Below are 21437 nucleotides of genomic sequence, written 5' to 3' on the forward strand. Positions count from 1 at the left end.
AAGCATAAAAATCAGCCGCACGCCCCGGCAATCCACGCATGTCCCGGCAATCCACGCATGTCCCGGCAATCCGGAGGAGCCACACCGCACATGAATCGACGGAGTGCGTGGAAGGCTGCACTAAGGGTGGTCGGTCACGTTGCGGCCATCGTGCTGATCTACCTCATGTTCTCGTTCTCGCTGTTCCTCGGGCTGCAGGTCAACACGGCGTACGGGAACATCGGCATGGTCGTATCCGCCGGAGCCGCCATCGCCTACTTCCTTTGGGTGAGGCGGCTACGCTCTCGGCGCTGAGACGTCGGGGCGGTGCGGGTGGCCGTTGATTGCGTCGGCGAGGGCGCGCCAGGCCTGGGGAACGGTCTGCGGCGGCAGTTGCTCGGACTGTTGTTTCCATTCGCGCAGGACGGCGCGGCGATACTCCAGGCCGCAACGGGCGAGCACCCACTCCTCGTAGTCCGCGACGCGCCGAATGGCGGCGACGGTCAGGTCAACCGGCAGGCGGAGCGACGGAGGCGCCTGTGCAGCGGGGATCATGTCGGGTTTCCACATCGGTCCCTGGATCGTCTCCGGCGGGAGCCAGTCGGGTCGAAACGCGTAGCGGCCGAGGTAGACGCCACCGTTCTGCGGCGTTCCGTACAGGAGCCCGAAACCCCACAACATGAGGCTGTCGCCGTTGGGTAGCGCGAGCGTGTAGCAGCTCGATCCCGCTTCTCCCTCGGGCGGCTGTCGTTTGAGGTAGCCGGCTTCGATCAAGAGGTTGCCCTGCGGACGCATGATGTCCCGGCCCCAGTTCCAGCACTGCTGGTGCAGCAGTTCCTGCCCCTTGCGTCGGCACGGGCCGGAGATCGGGCTCACAGCCATGCTCCGCCCCAGGCCAGCACAGCGCTGAACGCGGTGGCCGCCGCAGCCTGCCGACCCACCAACCGCAGCGCGAACGCGCCACCCTGCTCGCGCGCAATCGTCAGGCAGGTGACCAGGCAGGGCAGCAGCACGCCGGCCAGGTAGACGGCCGTCAACAATTGGACGGCGCTGAGGCTTGCGACGACTCCCGGCTCCGCCAGCAACAGGATGCCGTCCTTGCGCACGCTCGCCATGACCACCGCCGTGGCCGCCTCCGAGGGCAATCGAAAGATGGCCATCGCCGGCTCGAGGACGGTCGACGCGGCTTGCAGCGCGCCCAGCCAATGCAACAGGGACGCCGCGGCCGTGATCAGAAAGAAGATCGGCACGGCCCTGCGAAAGAACTCCGGAATCACGCCCCACGCCTCCAGCCAGACGGCCCTCGGGCGCGGCCGGGCCAGGGGGACCGGGCCATCCATCGACAGCACGTTGAAGGGAGAACGAGCCGCTCTCGGCGCGGTGAGGCGGGCGTAGGCGACCGTCGTGACGCCGAGGAACAGCAGGTAGGCCGGGACCAGCTCGGTTCGTCCCGCCACGGCGAAGACCGCCAGCGTGGCTCCCAGCTGATACGAACAGGCCGAACCGAAAGCGATGGCCGAGACGCATGCGCCGCGCGAGCACGCCGGCGCCGCGCGCGCGCCGATGACGGCGGGCACGTTGCACCCGAACCCCATCACGACCCGCGCCAGCTCCCGGCCGCTCATGCCGAACGGCCGCAGCCACGGATTCATGGCGGTGGTCAGGCGGTCGAGCAGGCCGCTCGACCTGTAGGCACCCATCAGCAGCGCATGGAGCACGACGACCGGAGTCGCCCACACGAGCAGCAGCGGCCCCATCGTGATGAAGCCGTAGTCGCCAGCCAGGATCGCCGCAAACGGCTGCGGCCAGCTCGTCAGAAGCTCGGTCAGCGGCTCGGTCCGGGCGCGGACCCAGGGGTCGATGCGATCCGCCAGACGGTTCGCGGTGTCGACCGCGACCCAGACGGGCGCCAACAAGAGCAGCAGCGCCCAGAAAGGCCTGGTAGCCCGCATGCTGCCAAGGGCCGACCCATTCAACAGGCGCAGGCATCCTCGCAGCACGACAGATCGTCGAGGTACATCCCGTGCTGGCGGTACCACTTCAGCGGCTTCGTGCTCACTTGCAGGCGGCGGGCGATCTGGTTGGCTACCACGGCGAAGCGTTGGCGGAACTTGTAGATGAAACAGAAGATGAGATCGTCCTGGCGCACCTGCGGGCCGACCAGGAAGAGCCCCTTCGTCACGGTCGATTCGTCGTTCTCCGTCAGCAACGGATAGACTTCGTCCCGCCAATCGAACAGCGGGCGAAGGTGGGTTGCCGAACCGACGAATCCGGTCGCCAGGATCGGCTGCTCGGCGCAGTCGATGACGTCGCCGTCCTCGAGCGCCAACCGATAGCCGCTGTGGTTGCGGCGAACGCCGGTGACGACACAGCCGCCGCGCAGCGTCACCCGACCCGAGTCAACGGCCGGGTTCAGGCGCGCGTGCGTGAACGGTGACAGGAGTTGGCTGGGGTCCGAGCCTCTTTGGTTCCACGGCTCCTCGCGGTCGAAGACGACGGCTCGCTGGCCGGCGGCGGCCAGCGCGACGGCGGCGTCGATGCCGCTCTCGGCGCCGCCGATGATGTGTCGTTCGGCGTTGGCGAGATCGTCCCATGAGGCCACGTCGGAGTAGTGCACGCAAAGCTCGGAGCCCTCGAAGCCGCCGGTCCGGGGATACTGCATTTCGCCGCCCGCCCATACCACGAACCGCGCGTGGACCTCACCGCGATTCGTCTCCAACCGAAACGGCTTGCGCTGCGCCTTCTTCGTGATCGAGAGAACGTCGGTCTCGGTGACGACGGGCAATTCGAAATGGTCCGCCACCCCGTCCAGATAGGCGGCGTACTCCACCCCCGAGGGGTGCTCGGCACCGACCGAGAAAGCCGGTGAGGTTTCCAGGCAGATGGCGTTCAGGTCCAGCAGGCCGAACTGGTTGCTGGTGAACGACGGCGTGATAAAGCGCGTTTGTCGGGGCCAACGCAGGAACGAGGCACCGACGGTGTCGCCGCGTTCGAGGATCGCGAAGTTGTCGATTCCCAGGTGGCGCAGCGTCACGCCAAAGCCGAGACCCGCAGCCCCGGCGCCGACGATGACCACGTCGAGTGTCCGGGTTTCTTTCGTCATCGGTTGAGAGCTCTCCAGCTTGGACCGGCTGAGCCCGGCCAGCCGTCGCACGCGAATGCTTGGCGTAATGATAATGCGTTATCAATAAGGGGCAAGAGGGTCCAGCCGAGGGCGCCCAGGCTGAGGTTCGTGACTAGGGCGCCCGGGAGCCGCGGGGGAGGGTGCCGGGATCGGGGCCGGGGGCCCGGGCGGACCGTGGCAGCGTGTCGACTTCGACGTCGGCCGCGGCGGCGGCGCGGGGGAGTGCGGCCCGCGCCTCGAGCTTCCCGATCGCGGCGGCGACCGCCTGACCCGTCGCGTCCCGCGTGCCGAGGCTCCGGTGCACCTCGCGCAGCCGGGGGAGCGCCTCCACGGCGTGGATCTCGGCGAGCGCGTTTGCCGCGTGCGCGCCGGCGGATCCCTCGAGCGCGTGGCCGAGCGCTGCGATGATCCCCGCCCGGTGTCCTCCGTCGTACGCCTTGAGAGGCCCGAAATCGCCTCCGAGCGCCGCCCTCACCGTCTCGACCAACTCGCTTTCGCCCAGTTGCCTCAACGCGTCGGCGACCCCGTCGCGGAATCGCAGGCCGGCGGTCTTCCGCGCGTCGCCGAGCAGGGGGACGAGCGGCCCGACGGAAGCGGGGTGTCGTATCCCGGCGAGCGCTTCGACCGCCCGGGACCCGAGCACCGTGTCCTTGTCCCACAGAACATCCGCGAGGGCCGGGATCGCCGCGGGATCCCCCAGCCGGCCGAGTTGGGCGGCCGCGTCGCGGCGCGGTCCGTCGCCCTTCCAGAGGACGTACTTGTCCATGACCTGGCCCCCGGGCGAGCGCAGGCGCCGGATGTGGATGGGGGCGTCGTCCGGCTCCGCCTTCCCGTCGTAACAGACGTGCCGCAGGATCTCGCCGAAGAGGTCGAACAGCGCCCGGAGTTGCGCGAGGTCCTTGATCGCCCTCTCCGCCCGGAAGTGGAGTTCGTCCACGCCGTCCGGGAACTTGCTGAACCACCGCCCCTGACGCTTGACGGACAGGTGGATTTTGGGCTGGACATGGATGCCGGCGCGGATCTTCCGGTTGTCGAAGAGGCGCCTCACGCGGCGCGGCGCATCGCCCTTGATCACGAAGTCCCGGTCGAACCGGGGATGGCCGACCTCGATGTCCTGCAGGCCCATCGCCTTTCCCAGCCCGCTCAGGAGGCCCGCCCGGTAGATCTCGAACCTGAACCCCTCGGGATTGAAGTAGGGCGCGCGGAGTCTCGTGAACGTCTGGTTCGTCTTGCCGTCGCCGGACGTGTACGTGTCGAGCGTGAGGATCCAGTCGCCCGTGCGGGCCTGGACGGCGAACGGGCTGAGGAAGCCTCCTTCGTGGAACTGCCCGTCCACCTCCCGGGCGAGCTGCCGCCAGACGTCTTTCCGGCTCGGTCCGAACAGGGCCTTGAGAAAGTTCATCGCAACCTCACCACTGGGTGCCTGACCTTGAGGTCGGTCTTCCGCTGCAAGTCATGTACGGTTACACACAGCCAGCGGTTCTCGTCCACGGAGTAGGTCACGCGCAGCCGGGGCGCGGTGCCCTTGCCGGGCGGGTCGAGCGGCAGGGCGGGGTCCGCCTCGTTGAGGCACAGGCAGAACGCCCGCTCGCCCGCGGTCAGGGGCACGAAGTAGCTGGAGCCGTTGCTGCGCTCGGTCCAGTCGATCGGGCGCCCGGCCACGCGTCCCACCTCGCAGATGAAGAGGTTGATGTGCCGCTGGCCGTCTCTGCCGGGGGCGTAGTAGCGCGTCGCGAAGTTGTCGACGGTCGGGAAGCACGTTCCGCCGGGGATGAGCAGTTCGTACTCGGCGTCGGCGTCGTCGTCGGGCAGGACGCGGAGGGCGTAGTCGTGGTAGATGAAGTCCTCGACGTGCGCGCCGCCGGCGAAGATGCACGCGCCCCGCGCGACGGCCGCGAAGGGGAGCCACTCCCGCACCTTGTCCCGGCCGAGCACGTCGCCCACGACGTTGCGCACCTCCGGAAGGAGCGTCGACCCGCCCTCGAGGATCACGTCATCGATGCCGTCGGCGAGGACGCCGTGCCGGGTCCGCAGCTCGGCGAGCAGCGCGTCGAGGAGTTCCCGGATCCGCACGTACAGGCCGTTCGCGGCGAGGATGTCGCTGAGGACGGGATAGTCCAGCTTCCCGTAGGACTCGTTGCGGAAGGTGAAGTCGCCTTCGTTCCCCGCGCTCGCGAGCAGCTTCACGCGCTCGGCCTCCCAGCGGAGCGCGACCTCCCACTCGGGCCAGTCGTGCAGCGCCGTGGGCACGAACCGCTCGAGAATCCAGCCGTCGACGTCGTCCCCGCCGAGTTCGACCGCCTGCTTCGCCAGCACCTCGGCGCGGCCGGTCTCCACGGTCCGCGCGCCGTGGGTCCTCACGACCGCCGCTTCCATCGAGCCGCCGCCGAAATCGAAGGCGACGAGGGTGGTGGGGCGTCCGACGTCCACGCCGTAGCCCAGCGCCGCCGCGACCGGCTCGTCGAGCGTGCGGAAGGCGATCCCGGCCGGCCGCCTCCGAAGCCGCGCCCACATGCGCGCCCACCAGCCGCGACGCTTCAGGCGCCGGACGATCGCCTGCAGTTCGGCCCGATAGGTCTCGTAGAAGCCGCTCGGGGTGGCGATCGTGATGTCGGTGACTTCTTCGCCGAATCGCGCCTCGAGGGTGCCGATGACCTCCCGCAGGAAGAGGGACGCGACGTCCTGGGCGGTGAAGATCCTCCCGCCCGCGCGCGCCAGCGCCCGGCCGCTCTCCGTGCCGAGGTAGCGCTTGAAACCGCGCGCGAAACCGGTGGCCTGTCCGTCCCAGTTGTAGGTGACGGCCGCCTGCCCGATGAGGACTTCCTCGCCGTCCCGGTCCATGACGCACACGCACGACGGCATGACCGGCGTCTGCGTGACCGGCTCGAGCTTCGCGAGGTCCGGCAGGTTCACGACGTGCGGCCGGCCGGACCGGTCTTCGCAGATGGTCGTGTTGGACGTGCCGAGATCGATGGCCCAGTGGATCGACATGGGCCGAATCTTGCGCCGGTCGGGGGCGCGCGGGAAAGGCGCCGCCCGGCGTCGGGGGCGCCGGGGGCTACGTCTCGGGCCCGGGCCGCAGCCTGGGGAAATCCCGATGGTCCGCGTTGATGATCACGTTGCGGTCCATGCGGGCGACGACCGACGGCACGAGCAGGACGGCGCTCTCCCCGCGCGCGTACCAGCCGTGGCCGGCTTCCCGGGCGGCCGGGCTTCCGGGAATGTGCCAATCGGGCAGGTCCCGGGGTTCGATGACTTCGTACGTCGTCCCCTCGGGAATCTCGATTCGGATGAAGTGCTGGTCGCCGGGCGGCGGTCCGTTCCAACGGGCGAGCATCTCCAGCATCGCGGTGGAGTAGTGTTCCGAGGCGTAGATCACCCGGTCTCCGCGCTCGTGCCACCGTCCCGATACCGTCCGCGCTCCCTCGGGGCTGTAGACGGGCCATCGCCCCAGGGGGTCGCCGATCCGGTACGCTTCGAGAGGCGCCGCGAGTCGCGGCGGTGAGGTCAAACGGCCACGCCCGCTTCCGCCCGCAGCACGAGCTTGAGCACGGAATCGGCTCCGGCGGAACTGGACGTTGCCATGTCGAGGGGAGATTCGCCGTCGAGCAGCGGATGCGGCCGCGTCAGGAAATCATCGATCCGGGCCACATCGCCGCGGAACGCGCGCGCCACGGCGTCGACGACACGCCCGAGTTCGTATGTCCTCTCGCTGTGCGCCCGGGACAATGGTCTGCGACTCTTCCGATGGCGGCGAAGCGTCGCCTCCGACGCGAGCCTCCCCGCCAACCGCCACGACCCGAGAACGTCCTCCAGGGCGGAGACGGCGCGCGTCGGCAGCCCCGCCGCGACCTTCCGCGCGAGGGCGACATCGTCGAGATGCTCCGTATCGTCCAATCCGAGGAGCCGGGCGAGCCTCCCCGCCTGCGTGGGGGGCAGGCGACCGGGGTCGGCGTAGGCTTCGAGCGCGTTCACGGCAGATTCACTCACGGGATCCGGGCGGACTCGGCGATCACATGACCGAAAAATACCGATCAAGTGATCGCCGGACAACCTCGTTCTAGTTCACGCGGAACGTCACCCACTGCGAGACCCAGACCGCCGTGACCCTGTCGCGGTTCTTCGCCGGACTGAACCGCATCGCCGGGATGACCCTGCCCGCCGCCTCGTCGAGCAGCGGGTTCCCGGAGGATGTCTTGACCTCGAACTTCTCGACGATCCCATCCTCCGACAGGTAGATCCACAGTTCCACGCGGCCTTCGATCCCGGCGTCCTTCAACGTCGGTGGATATTCCCGCTCCAGCACCCGCAGAACCTCGGCGGGATTCAGGAGGACGGGGGGCGTGTCGTAGGGGACCAGCATCGGACGGTCGGACGGGTCGGGAGCCCGCGGCCGCGGCGGCAGGCCCCTGGGGACGCGATCCGGGGTCGTCGGCGCGATCGTGATGTCCGGAGAGATGTCGACCCGGGAGAGCCTGGGCATGGCCGGGCGCTGGATCGCTTCGGGCGGAGGCGGAATCCTCACCTCCGGCGGGAGCCTGATCGACTCGATCTCGTTGGTGATGGACCCCATGTCCGCGGCCTCGAAGGGCTGCACGAGGACGAAGAGCCCCAGGTGAAGAAAAACCGCGACCAGCAAACCGATCCGCGTGCAGTGCGGGCTGGCGCGCTTGAACCTGTCGTTCGCGGTGAGCCGAATGCCGGTGTCCTCCATCAGAATCACCTCCCGGTTCCGGGCGGGCCCCTCCGAGCCCCCGCCACGGTTCGCTCCTCAGAATCGTCCCCACCACCATATTTCTGACGGACGTTCCCGCGGGAACGTCACAAACCGGTTCGGGAGGTCAGCTCCATGGGAAGGGGGAGTTGCTGGTGGGGTGGAGCCGGCCTTCGGCGAACCGTCCGTAGCGGAAGGGTTCGAGCAGCGGCTGCGGCCGGCCCATGAGTTCCTTCGCGACCAGCGCGCCGACGCCGATCATCTTGTAGCCGTGATTGGAGTCGGCGATGAAATGGACGTTGTCGGCGAAGGTGTCGAACACCGGGAAGCTGTCCGGGGTGAAGCTGCCGATGCCGCCGGACGGCTCCCGCTTCATGAGATGGTTCCGGCCCTCGAAGCGCTTCTGGCAGAAGGCGAGCGCGGCGGTCCAGAGGCGGTGGAACTCCTCGCCGACGACGAAGTCGGGGGACAGCGGTCCGTAGGGGTCGACGGTCACCTCGGCGCCGGGCTTCTCGATCGCGTACGGCATGGCGCCGCCCTGCACGCCGCCGAAGTGGAAGTCCGGCTTGTAGTAGATGCCCCAGGGGCCTTCGCTCACGAGCCCGCGCTCGTCGTGGAGCGGCTCGTCGGTGTCGACGTGCACGACCGGCGGCAGACGGCCGTCGTTGTCAGTGAGGGTTCCGGGGTCGACGTCCAGCGTGCCCTCCTGAAGCGCCCAGTAGCTCCACGTCGGCACGTCATGCAGGGCGCCATCGGGAGGGGCGCCGTCGGGGCGGGCACCGTCGGGACCCTTGATCCGCGTGACCGCGGGGAGGTCGAGCATCGCCCACTGACGCTGGACCCAGGGGCCGGTGGCCACGACGACCTGCCCGCAGGCGATGGGGCCGCGGTCTGTGACGACGGCGGTGACGGCGCCGGATGCGTCCCGCTCGAACCCCTCGTGTACGACGCCGGTGCGGAGACGGACGCCCTCGGCGGCGGCCTTCGCCCACAGACCCCGCAGCGAGGCCATGTTGTTCGCGTATCCGCCGCGGTGCTCGTGCAGCACGCTGGTGATGCCGCGCGCCTGCCAGTCGTCGAAGATGCGCCGCATGTAGGCGTGCGACGCCCGCGCGCCCTCGATGAACGTGGACTCGTATCCGATGGCTCGCTGCTGCTCGTGGATCGAAGCGATGTCCTCGCGCATCGCCTCGTGGCTGATCTGCAGGTATCCGACCGGGTGATAGGAAAACCCCTCGGGGTCGCTTTCCCACACGTCCACCGAGTGGGCCATCAGCTCGCGCATGGCGGGCTGGAAGTAGTTGTTGCGGATGACGCCGCAGGCGATGCCCGACGCGCCGGCCCCGATCCCGGTCTTGTCGATGATCAGGATGTCTGCGCCGCCCCCGCGCCCGGACGCCCGCAGTTCGGAGGCAAGGTGCCACGCCGTCGAGAGGCCGTGGATCCCCGCCCCGATGATCACGTATTCCGCGTGGCCGTCCGCGTTCCCGCGGGAACGTTTCATGAGCGGCTCCATCCTGCCGGGCGCGTGGGAAGTCTACCGGGCACGGTGGAAGAATACGGTCTCCGCCACCCGCCTGAACACGTTCCAGCTCAGGAGTCCGGCCTGCAATGCGCGCGCCACCGGAAGGCGGTCGAACCCCCAGCGCGCGACGCGTTTCAGGGCGTGGTTCGGATACGCGCGGCGCACGACCTCGCCGGGGTGGGGGCCGCCGGGGTGGGGGCCGCCGGGTTGCGGGCCGCCGGCGTCGGCGCCACCGCTGGAGTCGGGGCGGCCCCCGCTCCCCTCCAGGTGATTCGCGATCGCGTCGGCGGCGAGCTTGCCGAACCGGTAGGCCTGGTGGATGCCGCCCGCGGTGAGCGGCGACACCATGCCCGCCGCGTCCCCGACGAGCAGGACCCGGTCCGCGTGGAAGTTCCGGAGCAGGCCGCCGATCGGGATGACGCCGCCGCGCTTCTCCAGCACCCGCCGGCCGGACAACCCGAACAGGCCGTCGATCTTCTCGCTGAACCGGCGCAGGTCGGCACGGCGGTCGCGATGGAGCGCGAGTCCCACCTGCGTGGCCCCGACGCCGGGCACGACCCACCCGATGTAGCCCGGCGCGCACTCGGGATCGATGAAGCAGTGCAGGCAGTCGCCGTCGCCGTCGCGGGGCTCGTACTCCCACTCCACCCCCTTCAGGAGCCGGCGGTTGCGGTCCAGCCCGAAGCTCTCGGCCACCTTCGAGCGCGCCCCGTCCGCCCCGACGAGGAACCGGCACGTCACGCCGGAGGCGGCGCCCGAACCCGCGAGGGTCAAGGGCATCGAGTCTCGCAGCGAACCTCGCGTCCCACCCGGTTCCGCCTCCGGCGCCACGCCCTCCCAGGGAGCGCCGAACCGAATCTCGGCCCCCGAGCGGCGGGTCTCGTCGACGAGATGGCGGAGCAGCCCCGCGGTGTCCGTCGCCATGAAGAAGTAGGAGTCCCGCTCCAGTTCGACGAAGCGGTGGCGCGGATCGTAGACCCTGACGCGCTGGATGCGGCGGACGAGCGATGCGGGCGCGGCCCACTCCTCCCACGCTTCCTTGACGAGGATCCCGGTGGTGTGGATGCGCTCGCCCGGCTCCGACTGCCGTTCCAGGACGAGAACGGAGAGGCCGCGCTCCGCCGCCCGCCGCGCGCAGGCGAGCCCCGCGAACCCGGCCCCCACCACGACGAGATCGTAGTCCGCCGACTCGCGTGACGCCCCGACTGCCGTCAACGTTCGTCTCGTCGACTCAGGAGACGTTCCCGCGGGAACGCCGCGGCGGGCTCAGCAGCCGCAGGCGATCTCCGTTCCGGCCTGCGCGCCGGCGCCCTCGGTCGCGTAGCCGTCGCGCTTCCACCAGTCGAGGCCGCCCAGGAGTTCGCGCACCTCGAAGCCCAGCGCGAGGAGCTTGAGCGCCGTCTTCGTCGAGGCGTTGCAGCCGATCCCGTCGCAGTAGCAGACGTAGAGCCGGGACCGGTCGAGCGACGCCGTCGTCTCGGCGCTGATCTCGCGGTGCGGCAGGTTCACGGCGCCGGGGATGTGCTCGCGCGCGTAGGCCCCCGCCGAACGGCCGTCGACCACGACGACGGGCTCGTCCCGGCCCAGCATCTCGAAGAGGTCCCACGAGTCGGTCTCGAAGGCGAGCTTCTGCTTGTAGTGCTCCAACTGGGACGCGTTCATGTATCGCTCCGGGTTGCTCCATCGGGTCGGTCGAGCCCGCGCTCAGGGGGAAGCGTCGGCCGGCTTCGGGGCCAAGCTCGTTGTACCGTAGCGCACGACCCGGTGCAAGTGCGGGCCGGTGCCCGTCGCACAGAGTTGTCGCGGTTGCCACGATCGCCAACCTTGGGTCATGGACACGACGAACGTTTTCATCAGCCTCCCGGTGGAGGACCTTGAGCGCTGCCGCGCCTTCTTCGCGGCGCTCGGCTTCACCTTTGACGACGATTTCAGCGACGAGAAGACGCTCGGGATGAAGATCGGCGGCAACAGCTACGCCATGCTGGTGACGCACGAGAGGTTCGCCACGTTCACGCCGCGGCCCCTCGCGGACGCGCGCGCAGCCACGGAGGTCCTGGTCTCGCTCCAACTGCAGAGCCGCGAGGAAGTGGACGGCTTCATGTCGACGGCGCTCGGGCACGGAGCGGACGAGCCGCGGGAGCCGATGGACTACGGCTTCATGTACGCGCGCGCCTTCTCGGACCCGGACGGGCACATCTGGGAGCCGTTCTGGCTGGATCTCGAGGCCGCCCTCGCGGCCGGGCCTCCCGACGACGAGGCCGCTGCCGCCGCCGATCCTCCCGGCGACGAGGGCGCCTTCCGGGAGGACGGGGCATGATCCCGCTTCTCGTCTCTCTGGTCGCGGCACAGGGTGCGGCCCAGGCCCCGTGCGAGGGCTGGATGACCGAGCAGTTCTGGAGGACGGCCGACCCGCCGACGGTAAGGGAGTGCCTTGCCGCGGGGTACAGCGTTCACGATCGAACTCCGTCCTGGAACGTGACGTCCCTGCACCTTGCGGCGCGGTACGCCGACGATGCGGGGGTGATTTCCGTGCTCGTCGAGGCGGGGGCCGACCTGGAGGCTTCGTCGCGACCCGCGTTTCGAACGCCGCTTCATCAGGCGGCCCGGTTCAACGAGAACCCGGAGGTCGTCCGCGCGCTCCTCGAGCATGGCGCGGACGTCCACGCCGTGAACCAACCGGGGCGCACGCCCCTGCACCTTGCGGCCCTGTTCAACGACAACCCTGCCGTCGTGGAAGAACTCGCCCGGGTCACCTACGTGAACGCGACGATGCTCGACGGGCGGACGCCCCTTCACGACGCCGCCAGAAGACTGCCCGATGATGAATTGACGGGGCTGCCGAATCCGCGCGTGGCGGAGGTGCTGATTCGGCAGGGCGCCGACCTGTCGGCGAAAGCTCTCGGCGCCACTCCCGCAGGCTGGGCTGAAGACCGGCGCGTGGTCGACATGATCCGGGAAGAAGAATCGCGGCGCGCGGCGATACGGGAACGGTTCCTTCGGGACATCGCGACGAGAGTAGCGGTGGGAAGCCTCGGTCTCGGCTTGCTCGGATACCTCCTGGCGCGCCGTAGACAAACCCGGTCACGCCCCTGAGGGCGCAGGGCTCCGGAGGATCCCGGCCCCTCAACGCGGGCTTGCGGCCCGGGTCCGCCCGTTCCTATAGTTGCTCCACATATCTTATGCCTCTACCTATCGAGGGTGGATGAAGCGGATGAAAAAGTCGATCTACAAGGAGTTGGTCGCGGCATCTTCGCGCCCGCTGGTGCTCTCGATCCTGGCCGGAGGCGACAAGTACGGATACGAGATCCTCAAGCATGTAAAGCGACTCTCCGATGGCGACCTGGAGTGGTCCGGCGGGATGCTCTATCCCCTCCTCCACCGCCTGGAGCGGGACCGGTTCATCGAGGGCTACTGGGAGGTGACCGACGAAGGACGCCGGCGGAAGTACTACCGGCTGACCGCCCGCGGCCGCCGCCAGATGTCGGCGGACCGGGAGAGTTGGAGATCGGTGTACCGGGCACTCGAGACATCCTGGCGAGGCAGCCGTGTTCCGGCTGGATGACGAGATCCGGGACTGGCGGGCGGACCTCGAAGACAAGCGCTGGTTCTCTCCGCTCGAACTGGACGAACTCGAGGACCACCTGCGGTCCCACGCCTCCGAGGAACTGGAGTTGGGACCCTCGCCGGAGTCCGCCCTTGCGTTCGAGGCCGCCGTCCACGAAGAGATCGGCGAACCGACCGCCCTCTTTCGGGAGTTCGCGAAGTCGGAGACGCCCGGGTGGAAGCCCCTGCTGCTGGCTGGCTGGGGCCTGTTCGCGCTGTCGTTTCTCCTCCCCGGGTTCGGCATCGTCGCGTTTCAGCCGTCCCGCCCGGACTTCGGGATGTCGGCCTCCGGCTGGGAGTTCCTGCGACTCGCGCTGACGAACGGCTGGATCCTGGGCCTGCTCCCGAACCTGGCCATGGTCATGACGCTGCCGGCGCTGGGACGCGTCCGCCGCCGGAGCGAAGACTGGCTGGGGCCGGTGCTCGGCGCCGTGAGCGTCTCCGCGCTTGGATTCGGGGCGCTACTCCTGCTTCGCCCACTCCCGGTCACGGTCGATGGGGGCTTCTTCATGTACGGACATCTCGGCGTCGCCTACTGGGTGTGGTCCGCGTCGTTCGCACTCGTGGCCACGGCGCTGTGGTCGCGCGGCCGGGAGTGGGCCCCCGACCGACCGGCGAAGTCGCTGGCGTAGTCGCCGGGACTTGCGCGGGCCGTCGGCTGCCCCGTCCGCGAACCCGCTGGCGGACGGACGTGGACGGATGATTCAGGGATGATCGGCATCTTCGCGGGCTCGGCCGCCGAAGCGCGAACCATGAGCAGCGTGGCAGGAACCGAGGCGCGCGTCTTCCGCACGGTCTCGGAACTCGCGGAGGACGGGCGCGGCATCGAGTGTCTGGTGTTCAGCAGCCGCGGCCGGTCGCTGGCGGCGAGGCTCGACCTCCTGCGCGAGATCGAGCGGAAGCTCCCATGGGTTCCGGTGATCCTGGTGGCGGACCGGGAGATCGCCATCGCTCCCGTGCTGAGCCGGGTGAAGGTGGCCGATCTCGTCTGGTTCGAGGACGTCGGGCGAGAGCTTGCGCCGCGCATCGAGGCCGCTCGCGGAGTGTCCGCGCTCCTGCAACTGTCGGAGAAGATCCGGCGGTCCGGCGCGCCACCGGCTCTTCGCGCCGCGATCGTCCACAGCCTCCGGCAGGCTCGCAACACGCCGGTCCGCAACGTGAAGGAATTGGCGGCGGCGGTGGGCTGCTCCCCGGTCACCCTGTTCCAGCAGTTCGGGGCCCGTGCCTCGGGGCGCACGACGTTCAGCCGATTCCTGGGCGCCCTCGCAATCATGAGAGCGCAGCAACTTCGCGCCCTGGGCATTTCATGGAAGCGGGTCGCCGAGCAGGTGGGGCTCTCGCGCGGAACCCTGGCCCGGAGGTCGAACAGGTGGCCGGGCTGTACCCTCTCCGAACTCGACCGCATCGCCCCGGACCAACTCCTCGCCGCTTTCGCCTCGGAGCACGTCGCGCCACTCCTCGACGAGGGGCCGTAGTAGGCCGGGTCCCGTGAGCCTGCGGGGCCAGGATCCGTGTGGGTCGGAGGAGGTGTCCTCCCGGTGGGCCGTGAGCGCCACGCCGCTCCCGCTGACGAAGTCCGTTCGGGGGACCCCATTCACTATGACCCTAAAGCACATTCTCTGCGCCAATATCCATAAATATTGGCGTATGTCGCGACACCGACGGCAGATACATATTTGAAGTCCGTGGTGGCACGGTATTTTTCGTTTCGGTGAGAGGCGAGATCGCAGCTCGGGAGAAGGCAGGCGATGGGCACACGGCGTTCGCTCACCAGACTTCCGTGGGGGATCGTGCCGCTCCTCGCCCTGTTCGCCCCCTCCACCGAGCTGAACGCTCAGGGCCTGCCGGACGACGGATCTCCTCTCGCTCAGGTATTCGACCGCATCCTCGCCTGGCACCGTGTGTTGGCCGATCCTGACGATGGCGATGACCATGTCGCGGGCGAGTTTCCGGGAGGAGACGGTTGGGGCGTCGTCGTTGGTCGCCTGGAAGGGAACGAGCACCCGAGGTACGGATTCGACGTCCCTCCGGGCTATCGCTACCGCTTCGCGGCTGCGGGCGACGACCGTGTGCGGGACATCACTCTTTGCCTCCACGATGAAGAAGGGAACCAGATCCGCTGCGAGAGCCCGGGCCACGCGTGCCCAACCCTTTCTGTCCCTCGCCGAGGGGAGTCCGCCGTTGGCAGATACCAGGTCCTGCTCTGGGCCCGAGCCGAGAGGCCCGCCCTCGTCGGCATAATCGCCATGGTCTCTCCCCTCGACGACGAAGGCGACGCCGGAACGCCCACGCCCCGGGATCCGGGGGAGGGCTCGCCACCGGAAGGTTGTCGACCATGACCCGGCTCGACCTCATCGCTCCGCCCGAAGCTCTCCACCAGTCCCGCGCGCCTCGCGGGACGCCAGACGGATCGTACAAGCCCCCCGGTCCGTCGCCGACTCGGTCATGCCGCCCACGCATCTGGCCCATCATTGCGCTTGGGGCAAGCTTCATGAATGCGCGCCGCCGAGGCAGCCGTCGGCGGGGGATCGTTCCCCTCCTCGCCGCGGCCGCCTCCGCAACGGGCCGGGCAGCCCAAAGCCGCCAGACGCCCGCCGGTCGGGCCGAGCCCGGCGAGGAAGTGCAGCTTTCGGGGGTAGGGCAGTGGCGCCTCGTCGCTGGCCTGTTCCAGGAGAGTGATCCGAGGCCATCGAGTTCGACGTCACAGCAGACAGCCGGCCGCGAAATCGACCACGGTCAAGCGCCCGAAGCCATCCCGGTCGAGTTCTTCACCGCGGACTCCAACTCGACCGCCCCGTCCCGCCGGGTTGGTCATCCTGGATGTGCTGGCCCGGTGAACGACGCGGCTACGACAAACCGAAGGTGCTGAGAAAGCGAGGAGATCAAATGGATAAGCTGACAACCGAGCGATGGGCGATCTTGGGGATCTTTGTTACGCTGGTCATGGGATTCGTTCCCCTGTACATCTCGTACTTGCGTGACTTCGGGCCGGTAAGGGAAGATATTTTCCTGCTCACCGGCTCAGTTGAGGCGATACAGGATCAGTTGCAGCAAGTTGAAGCGAACGTATCGGCTCTCAGTGAGAGATTGACGGAACTGGAGTCTGCACCGTCCACAGACCTCCCCTCCGGTCCAGTCTGGCTTCAACTCGTCAGTCTACGGTGTCACGAACCCGAAGACGCTGGTGGCGACGAGGCCTTTCTCCGAGTCGGCGGGCGTCGCGTATGGAGCAGAAGCATGGACCGTGAAAGCGTGGAGAACTTGTTAACTCTCCCTGCAATACAGTTCGCAGAGACTACGAACGTGTCTTTGTGGGATGAAGACGGTCCGCAATGGCTTGATTCTGATGACTATCTCGGTACGGTCCAGGTTTCGCGTGATCAGCTGGAACAGGGCGACGTTACGGGCTCGTTCACACTCGATGGTGCCAACTATGAGCTCACTTATCGCGTTATTTCATCGCCCAATAACGTGTCGTAGGGTTTGCGATCTCTCCGGAGGTTGTCGCTTGGGCTGAAGGGCGGAGCCCGCGCAGACCGGGGAAATCCAGCGAACCGGACCCCGAGGAGGCGCAAAGATGAGACCGACCTGGATTGGGACCGGAGGATGGCTGGGCGCGCCCGTATTTCTGCTCTCTTAGGCGAGAGCGGGCCACCTGAAGGCTCAGACGGAGACCGAACACGAGGCGGCCGTCGAGAGACGGGCTGCTCAGTTATCAGACGGGCTACGGCTTTCCGAGCGATGGCGAAGGGTACGGGCATGACCGGGATCAACAAGTTCAGCGTCTTGGCACTGCTCGCCTTGGTCTCGTGTGGCGAGGGTGCGTCGGACTCTGCCTCGCCTTCGGGCCCGGATGCTCCGAGACCCGCGGCGGTTGCGCTCTCGCCGGAGGTCGTACAGTTGACCGTTCAGGGTGGGACGGCGCGCCTGACGGCGAGCGTCCTCGATCAGAACGGGCGTCCGTTGGCGGGAGCCGACCTCACTTGGTCCTCGAGCGACACGTCCGTGGTGCGGGTGGACGGTTCGGGTCTCGTGACCGCCGTTGGAGGCGGCAGCGCGACGGTATCCGCGCAGGCGGGACCAGTCGCCGGGTCCGCCGAAGCGACGGTGCGCGTCATGGCCTACTTGACGCAGGTCGTCCAGTCTCGGAGGGCCGCCGTACCGCTGGTTGCCGGGCGTGATGCCCTGCTCCGCGTCTTCGTCACCGCGGAACGCAGCACGAGTACCGGGCGGCCCCCCGTTCGCGCCAGGTTCTTTGTTGGCGGTGCTCAGGCGCATGAGGCAGTCATTCCCGCCGGGAGCGACGCGGTTCCAACCGGGATCGAGGAGGGCGGTTTTCTGCTGTCGGCCAATGCCACGATCCCCGGCGAGGTCGTCCGGCCGGGGCTCGAGATGGTGATCGAGATCGACCCTGACGGGACGCTGGAACCCGGCCTGCTGACTGCGAAGCGAATCCCTGAGACGGGTCGCGCGCCCGTAGAGGTGCACGACATGCCTCCCCTGGACCTCACGTTGATCCCGTTCCTCTGGAGCACCGAACCCGATTCCGCAATTCTGGACATCGTCCGAGGGATGGCGGCGGATCCCGAGAACCATGAACAGCTCCGGGAGACCCGAACGCTCATGCCGGTCGGGAGTCTTGACGTCACGGCTCACGATCCCGTGCAGGTTTCCAGCAACAACGCGTACGGGCTGCTCAGGGAGACTTCGGCCATAAGGGTCATGGAGAACGGCCGCGGCTTCTACATGGGGATGATGTCGGGGAGATTGGGCGGCGTCGCGGGCGGAGGGCTGGCGAACCTGGGCGGCAGGACGAGCGTCTCCGTTCCTCGAGCGATGGCGCACGAACTTGGACACAACTTCCACCTGGGTCACGCGCCGTGTGGCAGCGCCGATCCGGACCCATCGTACCCATACGGCGACGGGTCGATCGGAGCGTGGGGCTACGACTCCCGGGAGGGCGGATCGTTGGTCCCGCCCCCCACGGCCGACCTGATGTCCTATTGCTCGCCGCGGTGGATCAGCGATTACTCGTTCGCCAAGGCGCTTCGCTACAGGCGGTCCGTCGCTGCGGATGCGAACGCATCCCCCGCTCAGGTTCTCCTTCTGTGGGGCGGGGTGGACGGCGCGGGCGACCCGTTTCTCGATCCATCGTTCGTGGTGGAGGCCGTACCCGTGCTGCCGCAGGCGCGCGGCGAATACGAAATCAGTGGGCACGGTGACGGGGGAGACGAGTTGTTCTCGCTCAGCTTCCGGATGTCTCGGGTGGCCGACGGTGCCGGAGACAAGGAGTTCGTCTTCGCGCTTCCGGTGCGGTCGGAAGTGATCGACACCCTCGCGAAGATCACGCTCACAGGTCCGGCCGGATCTGCCGTGCTGGATCGTGACACGAACCGTCCGGTGGCGATCCTGCGCGACGGAACCGGCCGGGTACGCGGCATTCTCCGGGATCTGGCTGCGGAGTCCGCGGCAAGCAGCGGAGGAGCGCTGATGTCGGAATCGGGCATCGAAGTGCTACTCAGCCGTGGAATCCCCGAGCGATGAGGCCGATGCCACCCTCCTGACGCACCGCCCCGGACCGGCAGAGGCGGCGCATCTCCACGGGCGTCCACGCGACGCGGAAGGAGTGCCTGCACGTTCCGTTGTTCCTACTGTACGAATTCCTGCTGTACCTGCCGCCGGTTCGCCGAATCGCGGGAGGTCGAGACCGGGAGAGGAACGGAGGGTCCGGTGAACTCTGATGGGCGCTGGCCATGAAGACGACGAACGCGCGGCGCATGGGACGAAGAAGGTTCCTCGGATCCGCGGCGGGGCTGGCGCTTGCGGCCACCGGTTTCCCGGTCGCGGGAGTCGCGGGCCGGCTCCGAACCTGCGGTGCGCTGCGAAGCCAGTCCGATCTGTTCGTCGTCAACATGCTGGGCGGCATCCGGAACCCGAACCGGCGGGGCTCGAGAGGTCCTCTCGGCGGCGACCCCCCGGACGCACCGCTCACGCTGGATGAAAGGGCGCTCTCCGACGCCCTCGCCTCCGGGACGGCCGCGGTCAACACGACGATCGGCTACGTGGCCGGCCCGCAGGAGCCGTTCGAGTACTCCGTCGCCGAGGTCGCGCGCTGGAACCGGATCATCCGGAACCATCCGGCGGCGCTCCTCAAGATCCGGTCGGCGAGCGACATCGAGCGGGCGGCGCGTGAAGACCGGGTCGGCGTCATCCAGGGCTTCCAGAACGGGGCCATGATGGGCGACGACGCGGGCCGCGTCGGCACCTTCGCAGGGCTTGGCATAAAAATTATCCAGCTCACCTACAACGGCCCGAACCAGCTCGGGCACGGCTCGATGGTGCCGGAGAACGGCGGCCTGACGGACTTCGGGCGTGACGTCGTCGCCGAACTCAACGCGACGCGGACGCTCGTCGACCTCAGCCACAGCGGCGAGCAGACCTGTCTGGACGGGATCGACGCCTCTGCGGCACCGGTCGCGATCACGCACACCGGTTGCCGCGCGGTGACCGATCTTCCCCGCAACAAGACGGACCGGGAGCTTCGGCTCGTCGCCGAAGCGGGCGGGATCGTGGGCATCTACTTCATGCCCTTCCTCGCGGCGGACGGCATGGCCGTGGCGGAGGACGTGGTCCGACACATCGAGCACGCGGTGCAGGTGTGCGGCGAGGAACACGTCGGCATCGGCACCGACGGCGGGACGACGGCCGTGGACGATCTCGACGCGGCGTACGAGGCGGCGCGCCGGGAGGTGGAGGCGCGGCGCAGGGCGGGGATCGGCGCGGCGGGCGAGCGTCCCGGCGTCGTCCCCTTCATCCCCGATCTTCAGGGTCCGGACCAGTTCCGGAAGCTCGCCGGCATGCTGGAGGCGCGCGGATACTCGTCGGAGCGGATCGAGCGGATCCTCGGGCTGAACGCGCTGCGCGTCATGCGCGACGTGTGGGGAGAATGATGATGTCGGGAACGGGCACCGGTGGGCGTCTGGCGGCGAAGGCGTCACTCGCGGCGAAGGCGGCCCTGGCGGCGCTCTCCACGCTGAGCGGTCCCCTCGCCGGCCAATCGCGGAGCGGAGACCCGCCCCGGAATCCGAACGCGGAGTCGGAGACGACCATCTACGAAGGGGTCTCGGTGCTGGACGGCACCGGCGCGCCGCTCATGCCGGACATGTCCATCGTGGTCCGGGACGGACGGATCGCGGCGGTCGCCCCGACGGACGAACTGTCCCTCGAAGACTGGCCCAAGGCCGAAATCGAGGACGCGCGCGGGCTGTTCGTCATCCCCGGACTCATCGAGAGCCACACGCACCTCGCCACGCGCGCGGACCGTACGGCGGCCGAGTTCGAACTCAACCGCTTCATCTACGGCGGCGTCACGACGGTGCGGGACATGGCGGGCGATGTGCGTGCGCTCGCGGAACTTCAACGCGCGGCGCTCGTCGGCGAGATCCCGGCGCCGGACATCCACTACGCGGCGCTGGTTGCCGGAGAATCGTTCTTCGTCGATCCGCGCACGCGGTCCTCGTCGATGGGAGAGGTGCCCGGGCGCGTGCCCTGGCTGCAGGTCGTCGACGACGAGACGGATCTGGTCGAGACGATCGCGCTGGCCCGCGGCACCTGGGCGACGGGGCTCAAGACCTACGCCTCGATCGACGGTCCCCTCCTCGTGCGGCTCGCGGCCGAGGCCCGGCGCCAGGGGATCCCGGTCTGGTCCCACACGCACGTGGGCCCGGCCCTTCCGATGGACGTCGCGGGGGCGGGCGTCACGTCGATGTCCCACGTGTGCAGTCTGGCCACCGCCGCGATCCCGGACGAGGTGATGGCGGAAGCGCTGGCCGGCCGCCGGACCGGCATGGTCGAGGTGGACCTCGACGATCCCCGTATCGACGCGGTCCTCGAGGAGATGAAGCGCCAGGGCACGGTGCTCGACGCGACGCTGAAGGTCGGCTTTTTCCGCGAGGAGCGGATGGCCGTGCTCGCCCGGGACAGCCTCGGCCCGCCCCCCGCGCGGAGGCCCGACGCCCCGAGGGATGCTCAGCGGGAGGGGCCCGAGGGTCCGCCTCCGCCTCCGGATCCGCGCCGCCGCGGCGTCCGGGCGCAGTGCAGCCCCGAACAAGGCGTCGAACTGACCCGCCGCGCCTGGCGGGCCGGCGTCCCGATCGCGGCCGGCACCGACGCGCCGCCGGCCCCGGGCTCCGAGTGGCCGGCCCTGTACGACGAACTGGAATACTTCAGCGAGCGCGTCGGCATGCCCATGGTCGACGTGATCCGGGCCGCGACGAGCCACGGCGCGCTGGCGCTCGACCTCGCGGAGGAAATCGGGACGGTCGAGGAAGGGAAGCACGCGAACCTCGTCTTCCTGGAGGACGATCCCACCGCGGGCGTCGAGAACCTCAAGTCCGTACTCTTCACGCTGAAGCGCGGCCGCCGCTTCGACCGCGAGGACTTCGAACTCGGCACGCCGCCCCCGCGTCGCCCCTGACGCAGCCGACCCGATA

At 68.8% G+C, this 21437-nt stretch carries 22 protein-coding genes; 11 read left to right on the forward strand and 11 right to left on the reverse strand.

Going from position 1 to position 21437, the window contains the following annotated elements:
- The first annotated feature begins 90 nt into the window (after nt 1–90).
- Nucleotides 91–294: a hypothetical protein gene (locus ACQY5G_RS10015; RefSeq protein WP_428273574.1), complete on the forward strand. Its 204-nt coding sequence runs from the start codon at nt 91–93 to the stop codon at nt 292–294.
- Here the strand turns inward: ACQY5G_RS10015 and ACQY5G_RS10020 are convergent.
- The 11 genes from ACQY5G_RS10020 to ACQY5G_RS10070 all read right to left on the reverse strand — a co-directional run bounded on the left by ACQY5G_RS10020 (nt 277) and on the right by ACQY5G_RS10070 (nt 11004).
- On the reverse strand, nt 277–855 hold the full coding sequence (locus ACQY5G_RS10020) for a hypothetical protein (RefSeq protein WP_428273576.1): 579 nt from the start codon (nt 853–855) through the stop codon (nt 277–279). The genes ACQY5G_RS10015 and ACQY5G_RS10020 overlap by 18 nt on opposite strands.
- Nucleotides 852–1892 (reverse strand): nucleoside recognition domain-containing protein, encoded by a 1041-nt coding sequence (locus ACQY5G_RS10025; RefSeq protein ID WP_428273578.1) that lies wholly within the window; start codon nt 1890–1892, stop codon nt 852–854. Before ACQY5G_RS10025 ends, ACQY5G_RS10020 begins: the two co-directional genes overlap by 4 nt.
- A gap of 59 nt (nt 1893–1951) precedes the next feature.
- Nucleotides 1952–3082, reverse strand: coding sequence for an NAD(P)/FAD-dependent oxidoreductase (locus tag ACQY5G_RS10030; protein WP_428273580.1), 1131 nt, complete (start codon nt 3080–3082; stop codon nt 1952–1954).
- A gap of 133 nt (nt 3083–3215) precedes the next feature.
- Nucleotides 3216–4505: a HEAT repeat domain-containing protein gene (locus ACQY5G_RS10035; protein WP_428273582.1), complete on the reverse strand. Its 1290-nt coding sequence runs from the start codon at nt 4503–4505 to the stop codon at nt 3216–3218.
- Nucleotides 4502–6094 carry an Hsp70 family protein gene (locus ACQY5G_RS10040; protein WP_428273584.1) on the reverse strand — a complete coding sequence of 531 codons (1593 nt, stop codon included), beginning with the start codon at nt 6092–6094 and terminating at the stop codon, nt 4502–4504. The genes ACQY5G_RS10035 and ACQY5G_RS10040 overlap by 4 nt, the downstream gene beginning before the upstream one ends.
- Before the next feature lie 67 nt (nt 6095–6161).
- The gene (locus ACQY5G_RS10045) at nt 6162–6614 is read right to left on the reverse strand and encodes an RES family NAD+ phosphorylase (protein WP_428273585.1); all 453 of its coding nucleotides are present in this window, start codon (nt 6612–6614) and stop codon (nt 6162–6164) included.
- A complete protein-coding gene (locus ACQY5G_RS10050; protein WP_428273586.1) occupies nt 6611–7093 on the reverse strand; it encodes an antitoxin Xre/MbcA/ParS toxin-binding domain-containing protein in 483 nt (160 codons plus the stop codon). Before ACQY5G_RS10050 ends, ACQY5G_RS10045 begins: the two co-directional genes overlap by 4 nt.
- A 70-nt stretch (nt 7094–7163) precedes the next feature.
- A complete protein-coding gene (locus ACQY5G_RS10055; RefSeq protein ID WP_428273588.1) occupies nt 7164–7817 on the reverse strand; it encodes an energy transducer TonB in 654 nt (217 codons plus the stop codon).
- 127 nt (nt 7818–7944) lie between these two features.
- On the reverse strand, nt 7945–9321 hold the full coding sequence (locus ACQY5G_RS10060; RefSeq protein ID WP_428273590.1) for an NAD(P)/FAD-dependent oxidoreductase: 1377 nt from the start codon (nt 9319–9321) through the stop codon (nt 7945–7947).
- A 33-nt stretch (nt 9322–9354) separates the two neighbouring features.
- On the reverse strand, nt 9355–10557 hold the full coding sequence (locus ACQY5G_RS10065; RefSeq protein ID WP_428273592.1) for an NAD(P)/FAD-dependent oxidoreductase: 1203 nt from the start codon (nt 10555–10557) through the stop codon (nt 9355–9357).
- Nucleotides 10558–10608: 51 nt separating this feature from the next.
- Nucleotides 10609–11004, reverse strand: coding sequence for a rhodanese-like domain-containing protein (locus ACQY5G_RS10070; protein WP_428273594.1), 396 nt, complete (start codon nt 11002–11004; stop codon nt 10609–10611).
- Nucleotides 11005–11173: 169 nt separating this feature from the next.
- Here ACQY5G_RS10070 and ACQY5G_RS10075 point away from each other — a divergent pair, with 169 nt between their 5' ends.
- The 10 genes from ACQY5G_RS10075 to ACQY5G_RS10120 all read left to right on the forward strand — a co-directional run bounded on the left by ACQY5G_RS10075 (nt 11174) and on the right by ACQY5G_RS10120 (nt 21421).
- Entirely contained in the window at nt 11174–11659 is a 486-nt protein-coding gene (locus ACQY5G_RS10075) for a VOC family protein (RefSeq protein WP_428273596.1), read from the forward strand.
- Entirely contained in the window at nt 11656–12435 is a 780-nt protein-coding gene (locus ACQY5G_RS10080) for an ankyrin repeat domain-containing protein (protein ID WP_428273598.1), read from the forward strand. The genes ACQY5G_RS10075 and ACQY5G_RS10080 overlap by 4 nt, the downstream gene beginning before the upstream one ends.
- Before the next feature lie 118 nt (nt 12436–12553).
- Entirely contained in the window at nt 12554–12904 is a 351-nt protein-coding gene (locus ACQY5G_RS10085; RefSeq protein WP_428273600.1) for a PadR family transcriptional regulator, read from the forward strand.
- Entirely contained in the window at nt 12888–13577 is a 690-nt protein-coding gene (locus tag ACQY5G_RS10090; protein WP_428273602.1) for a hypothetical protein, read from the forward strand. The genes ACQY5G_RS10085 and ACQY5G_RS10090 overlap by 17 nt, the downstream gene beginning before the upstream one ends.
- Before the next feature lie 78 nt (nt 13578–13655).
- Entirely contained in the window at nt 13656–14420 is a 765-nt protein-coding gene (locus tag ACQY5G_RS10095) for a hypothetical protein (RefSeq protein ID WP_428273604.1), read from the forward strand.
- Between the two features lie 273 nt (nt 14421–14693).
- Nucleotides 14694–15284 (forward strand): hypothetical protein, encoded by a 591-nt coding sequence (locus ACQY5G_RS10100; protein ID WP_428273606.1) that lies wholly within the window; start codon nt 14694–14696, stop codon nt 15282–15284.
- 547 nt (nt 15285–15831) lie between these two features.
- Complete coding sequence (locus tag ACQY5G_RS10105; protein ID WP_428273608.1) at nt 15832–16425, forward strand: hypothetical protein; 594 nt, start codon at nt 15832–15834, stop codon at nt 16423–16425.
- Between the two features lie 420 nt (nt 16426–16845).
- Entirely contained in the window at nt 16846–18489 is a 1644-nt protein-coding gene (locus ACQY5G_RS10110; protein WP_428273610.1) for a M66 family metalloprotease, read from the forward strand.
- Between the two features lie 209 nt (nt 18490–18698).
- Nucleotides 18699–19895 (forward strand): dipeptidase, encoded by a 1197-nt coding sequence (locus ACQY5G_RS10115; protein WP_428273612.1) that lies wholly within the window; start codon nt 18699–18701, stop codon nt 19893–19895.
- Between the two features lie 2 nt (nt 19896–19897).
- Nucleotides 19898–21421, forward strand: coding sequence for an amidohydrolase family protein (locus tag ACQY5G_RS10120; protein ID WP_428273614.1), 1524 nt, complete (start codon nt 19898–19900; stop codon nt 21419–21421).
- Nucleotides 21422–21437: the final 16 nt, after the last annotated feature.

This window comes from Candidatus Palauibacter sp. (assembly GCF_965261555.1).
Lineage (GTDB): Bacteria > Gemmatimonadota > Gemmatimonadetes > Palauibacterales > Palauibacteraceae > Palauibacter.

Coding starts and splice junctions, on each gene's coding strand:
- ACQY5G_RS10015 (WP_428273574.1), top strand. CDS start 91: ATGAATCGACGGAGTGCGTGGAAGGCTGCACTAAGGGTGGTCGGTCAC.
- ACQY5G_RS10030 (WP_428273580.1), bottom strand. CDS start 3,082: ATGACGAAAGAAACCCGGACACTCGACGTGGTCATCGTCGGCGCCGGG.
- ACQY5G_RS10035 (WP_428273582.1), bottom strand. CDS start 4,505: ATGAACTTTCTCAAGGCCCTGTTCGGACCGAGCCGGAAAGACGTCTGG.
- ACQY5G_RS10040 (WP_428273584.1), bottom strand. CDS start 6,094: ATGTCGATCCACTGGGCCATCGATCTCGGCACGTCCAACACGACCATC.
- ACQY5G_RS10055 (WP_428273588.1), bottom strand. CDS start 7,817: ATGGAGGACACCGGCATTCGGCTCACCGCGAACGACAGGTTCAAGCGC.
- ACQY5G_RS10060 (WP_428273590.1), bottom strand. CDS start 9,321: ATGAAACGTTCCCGCGGGAACGCGGACGGCCACGCGGAATACGTGATC.
- ACQY5G_RS10070 (WP_428273594.1), bottom strand. CDS start 11,004: ATGAACGCGTCCCAGTTGGAGCACTACAAGCAGAAGCTCGCCTTCGAG.
- ACQY5G_RS10075 (WP_428273596.1), top strand. CDS start 11,174: ATGGACACGACGAACGTTTTCATCAGCCTCCCGGTGGAGGACCTTGAG.
- ACQY5G_RS10080 (WP_428273598.1), top strand. CDS start 11,656: ATGATCCCGCTTCTCGTCTCTCTGGTCGCGGCACAGGGTGCGGCCCAG.
- ACQY5G_RS10085 (WP_428273600.1), top strand. CDS start 12,554: ATGAAAAAGTCGATCTACAAGGAGTTGGTCGCGGCATCTTCGCGCCCG.
- ACQY5G_RS10095 (WP_428273604.1), top strand. CDS start 13,656: ATGATCGGCATCTTCGCGGGCTCGGCCGCCGAAGCGCGAACCATGAGC.
- ACQY5G_RS10100 (WP_428273606.1), top strand. CDS start 14,694: ATGGGCACACGGCGTTCGCTCACCAGACTTCCGTGGGGGATCGTGCCG.
- ACQY5G_RS10105 (WP_428273608.1), top strand. CDS start 15,832: ATGGATAAGCTGACAACCGAGCGATGGGCGATCTTGGGGATCTTTGTT.
- ACQY5G_RS10115 (WP_428273612.1), top strand. CDS start 18,699: ATGAAGACGACGAACGCGCGGCGCATGGGACGAAGAAGGTTCCTCGGA.
- ACQY5G_RS10120 (WP_428273614.1), top strand. CDS start 19,898: ATGTCGGGAACGGGCACCGGTGGGCGTCTGGCGGCGAAGGCGTCACTC.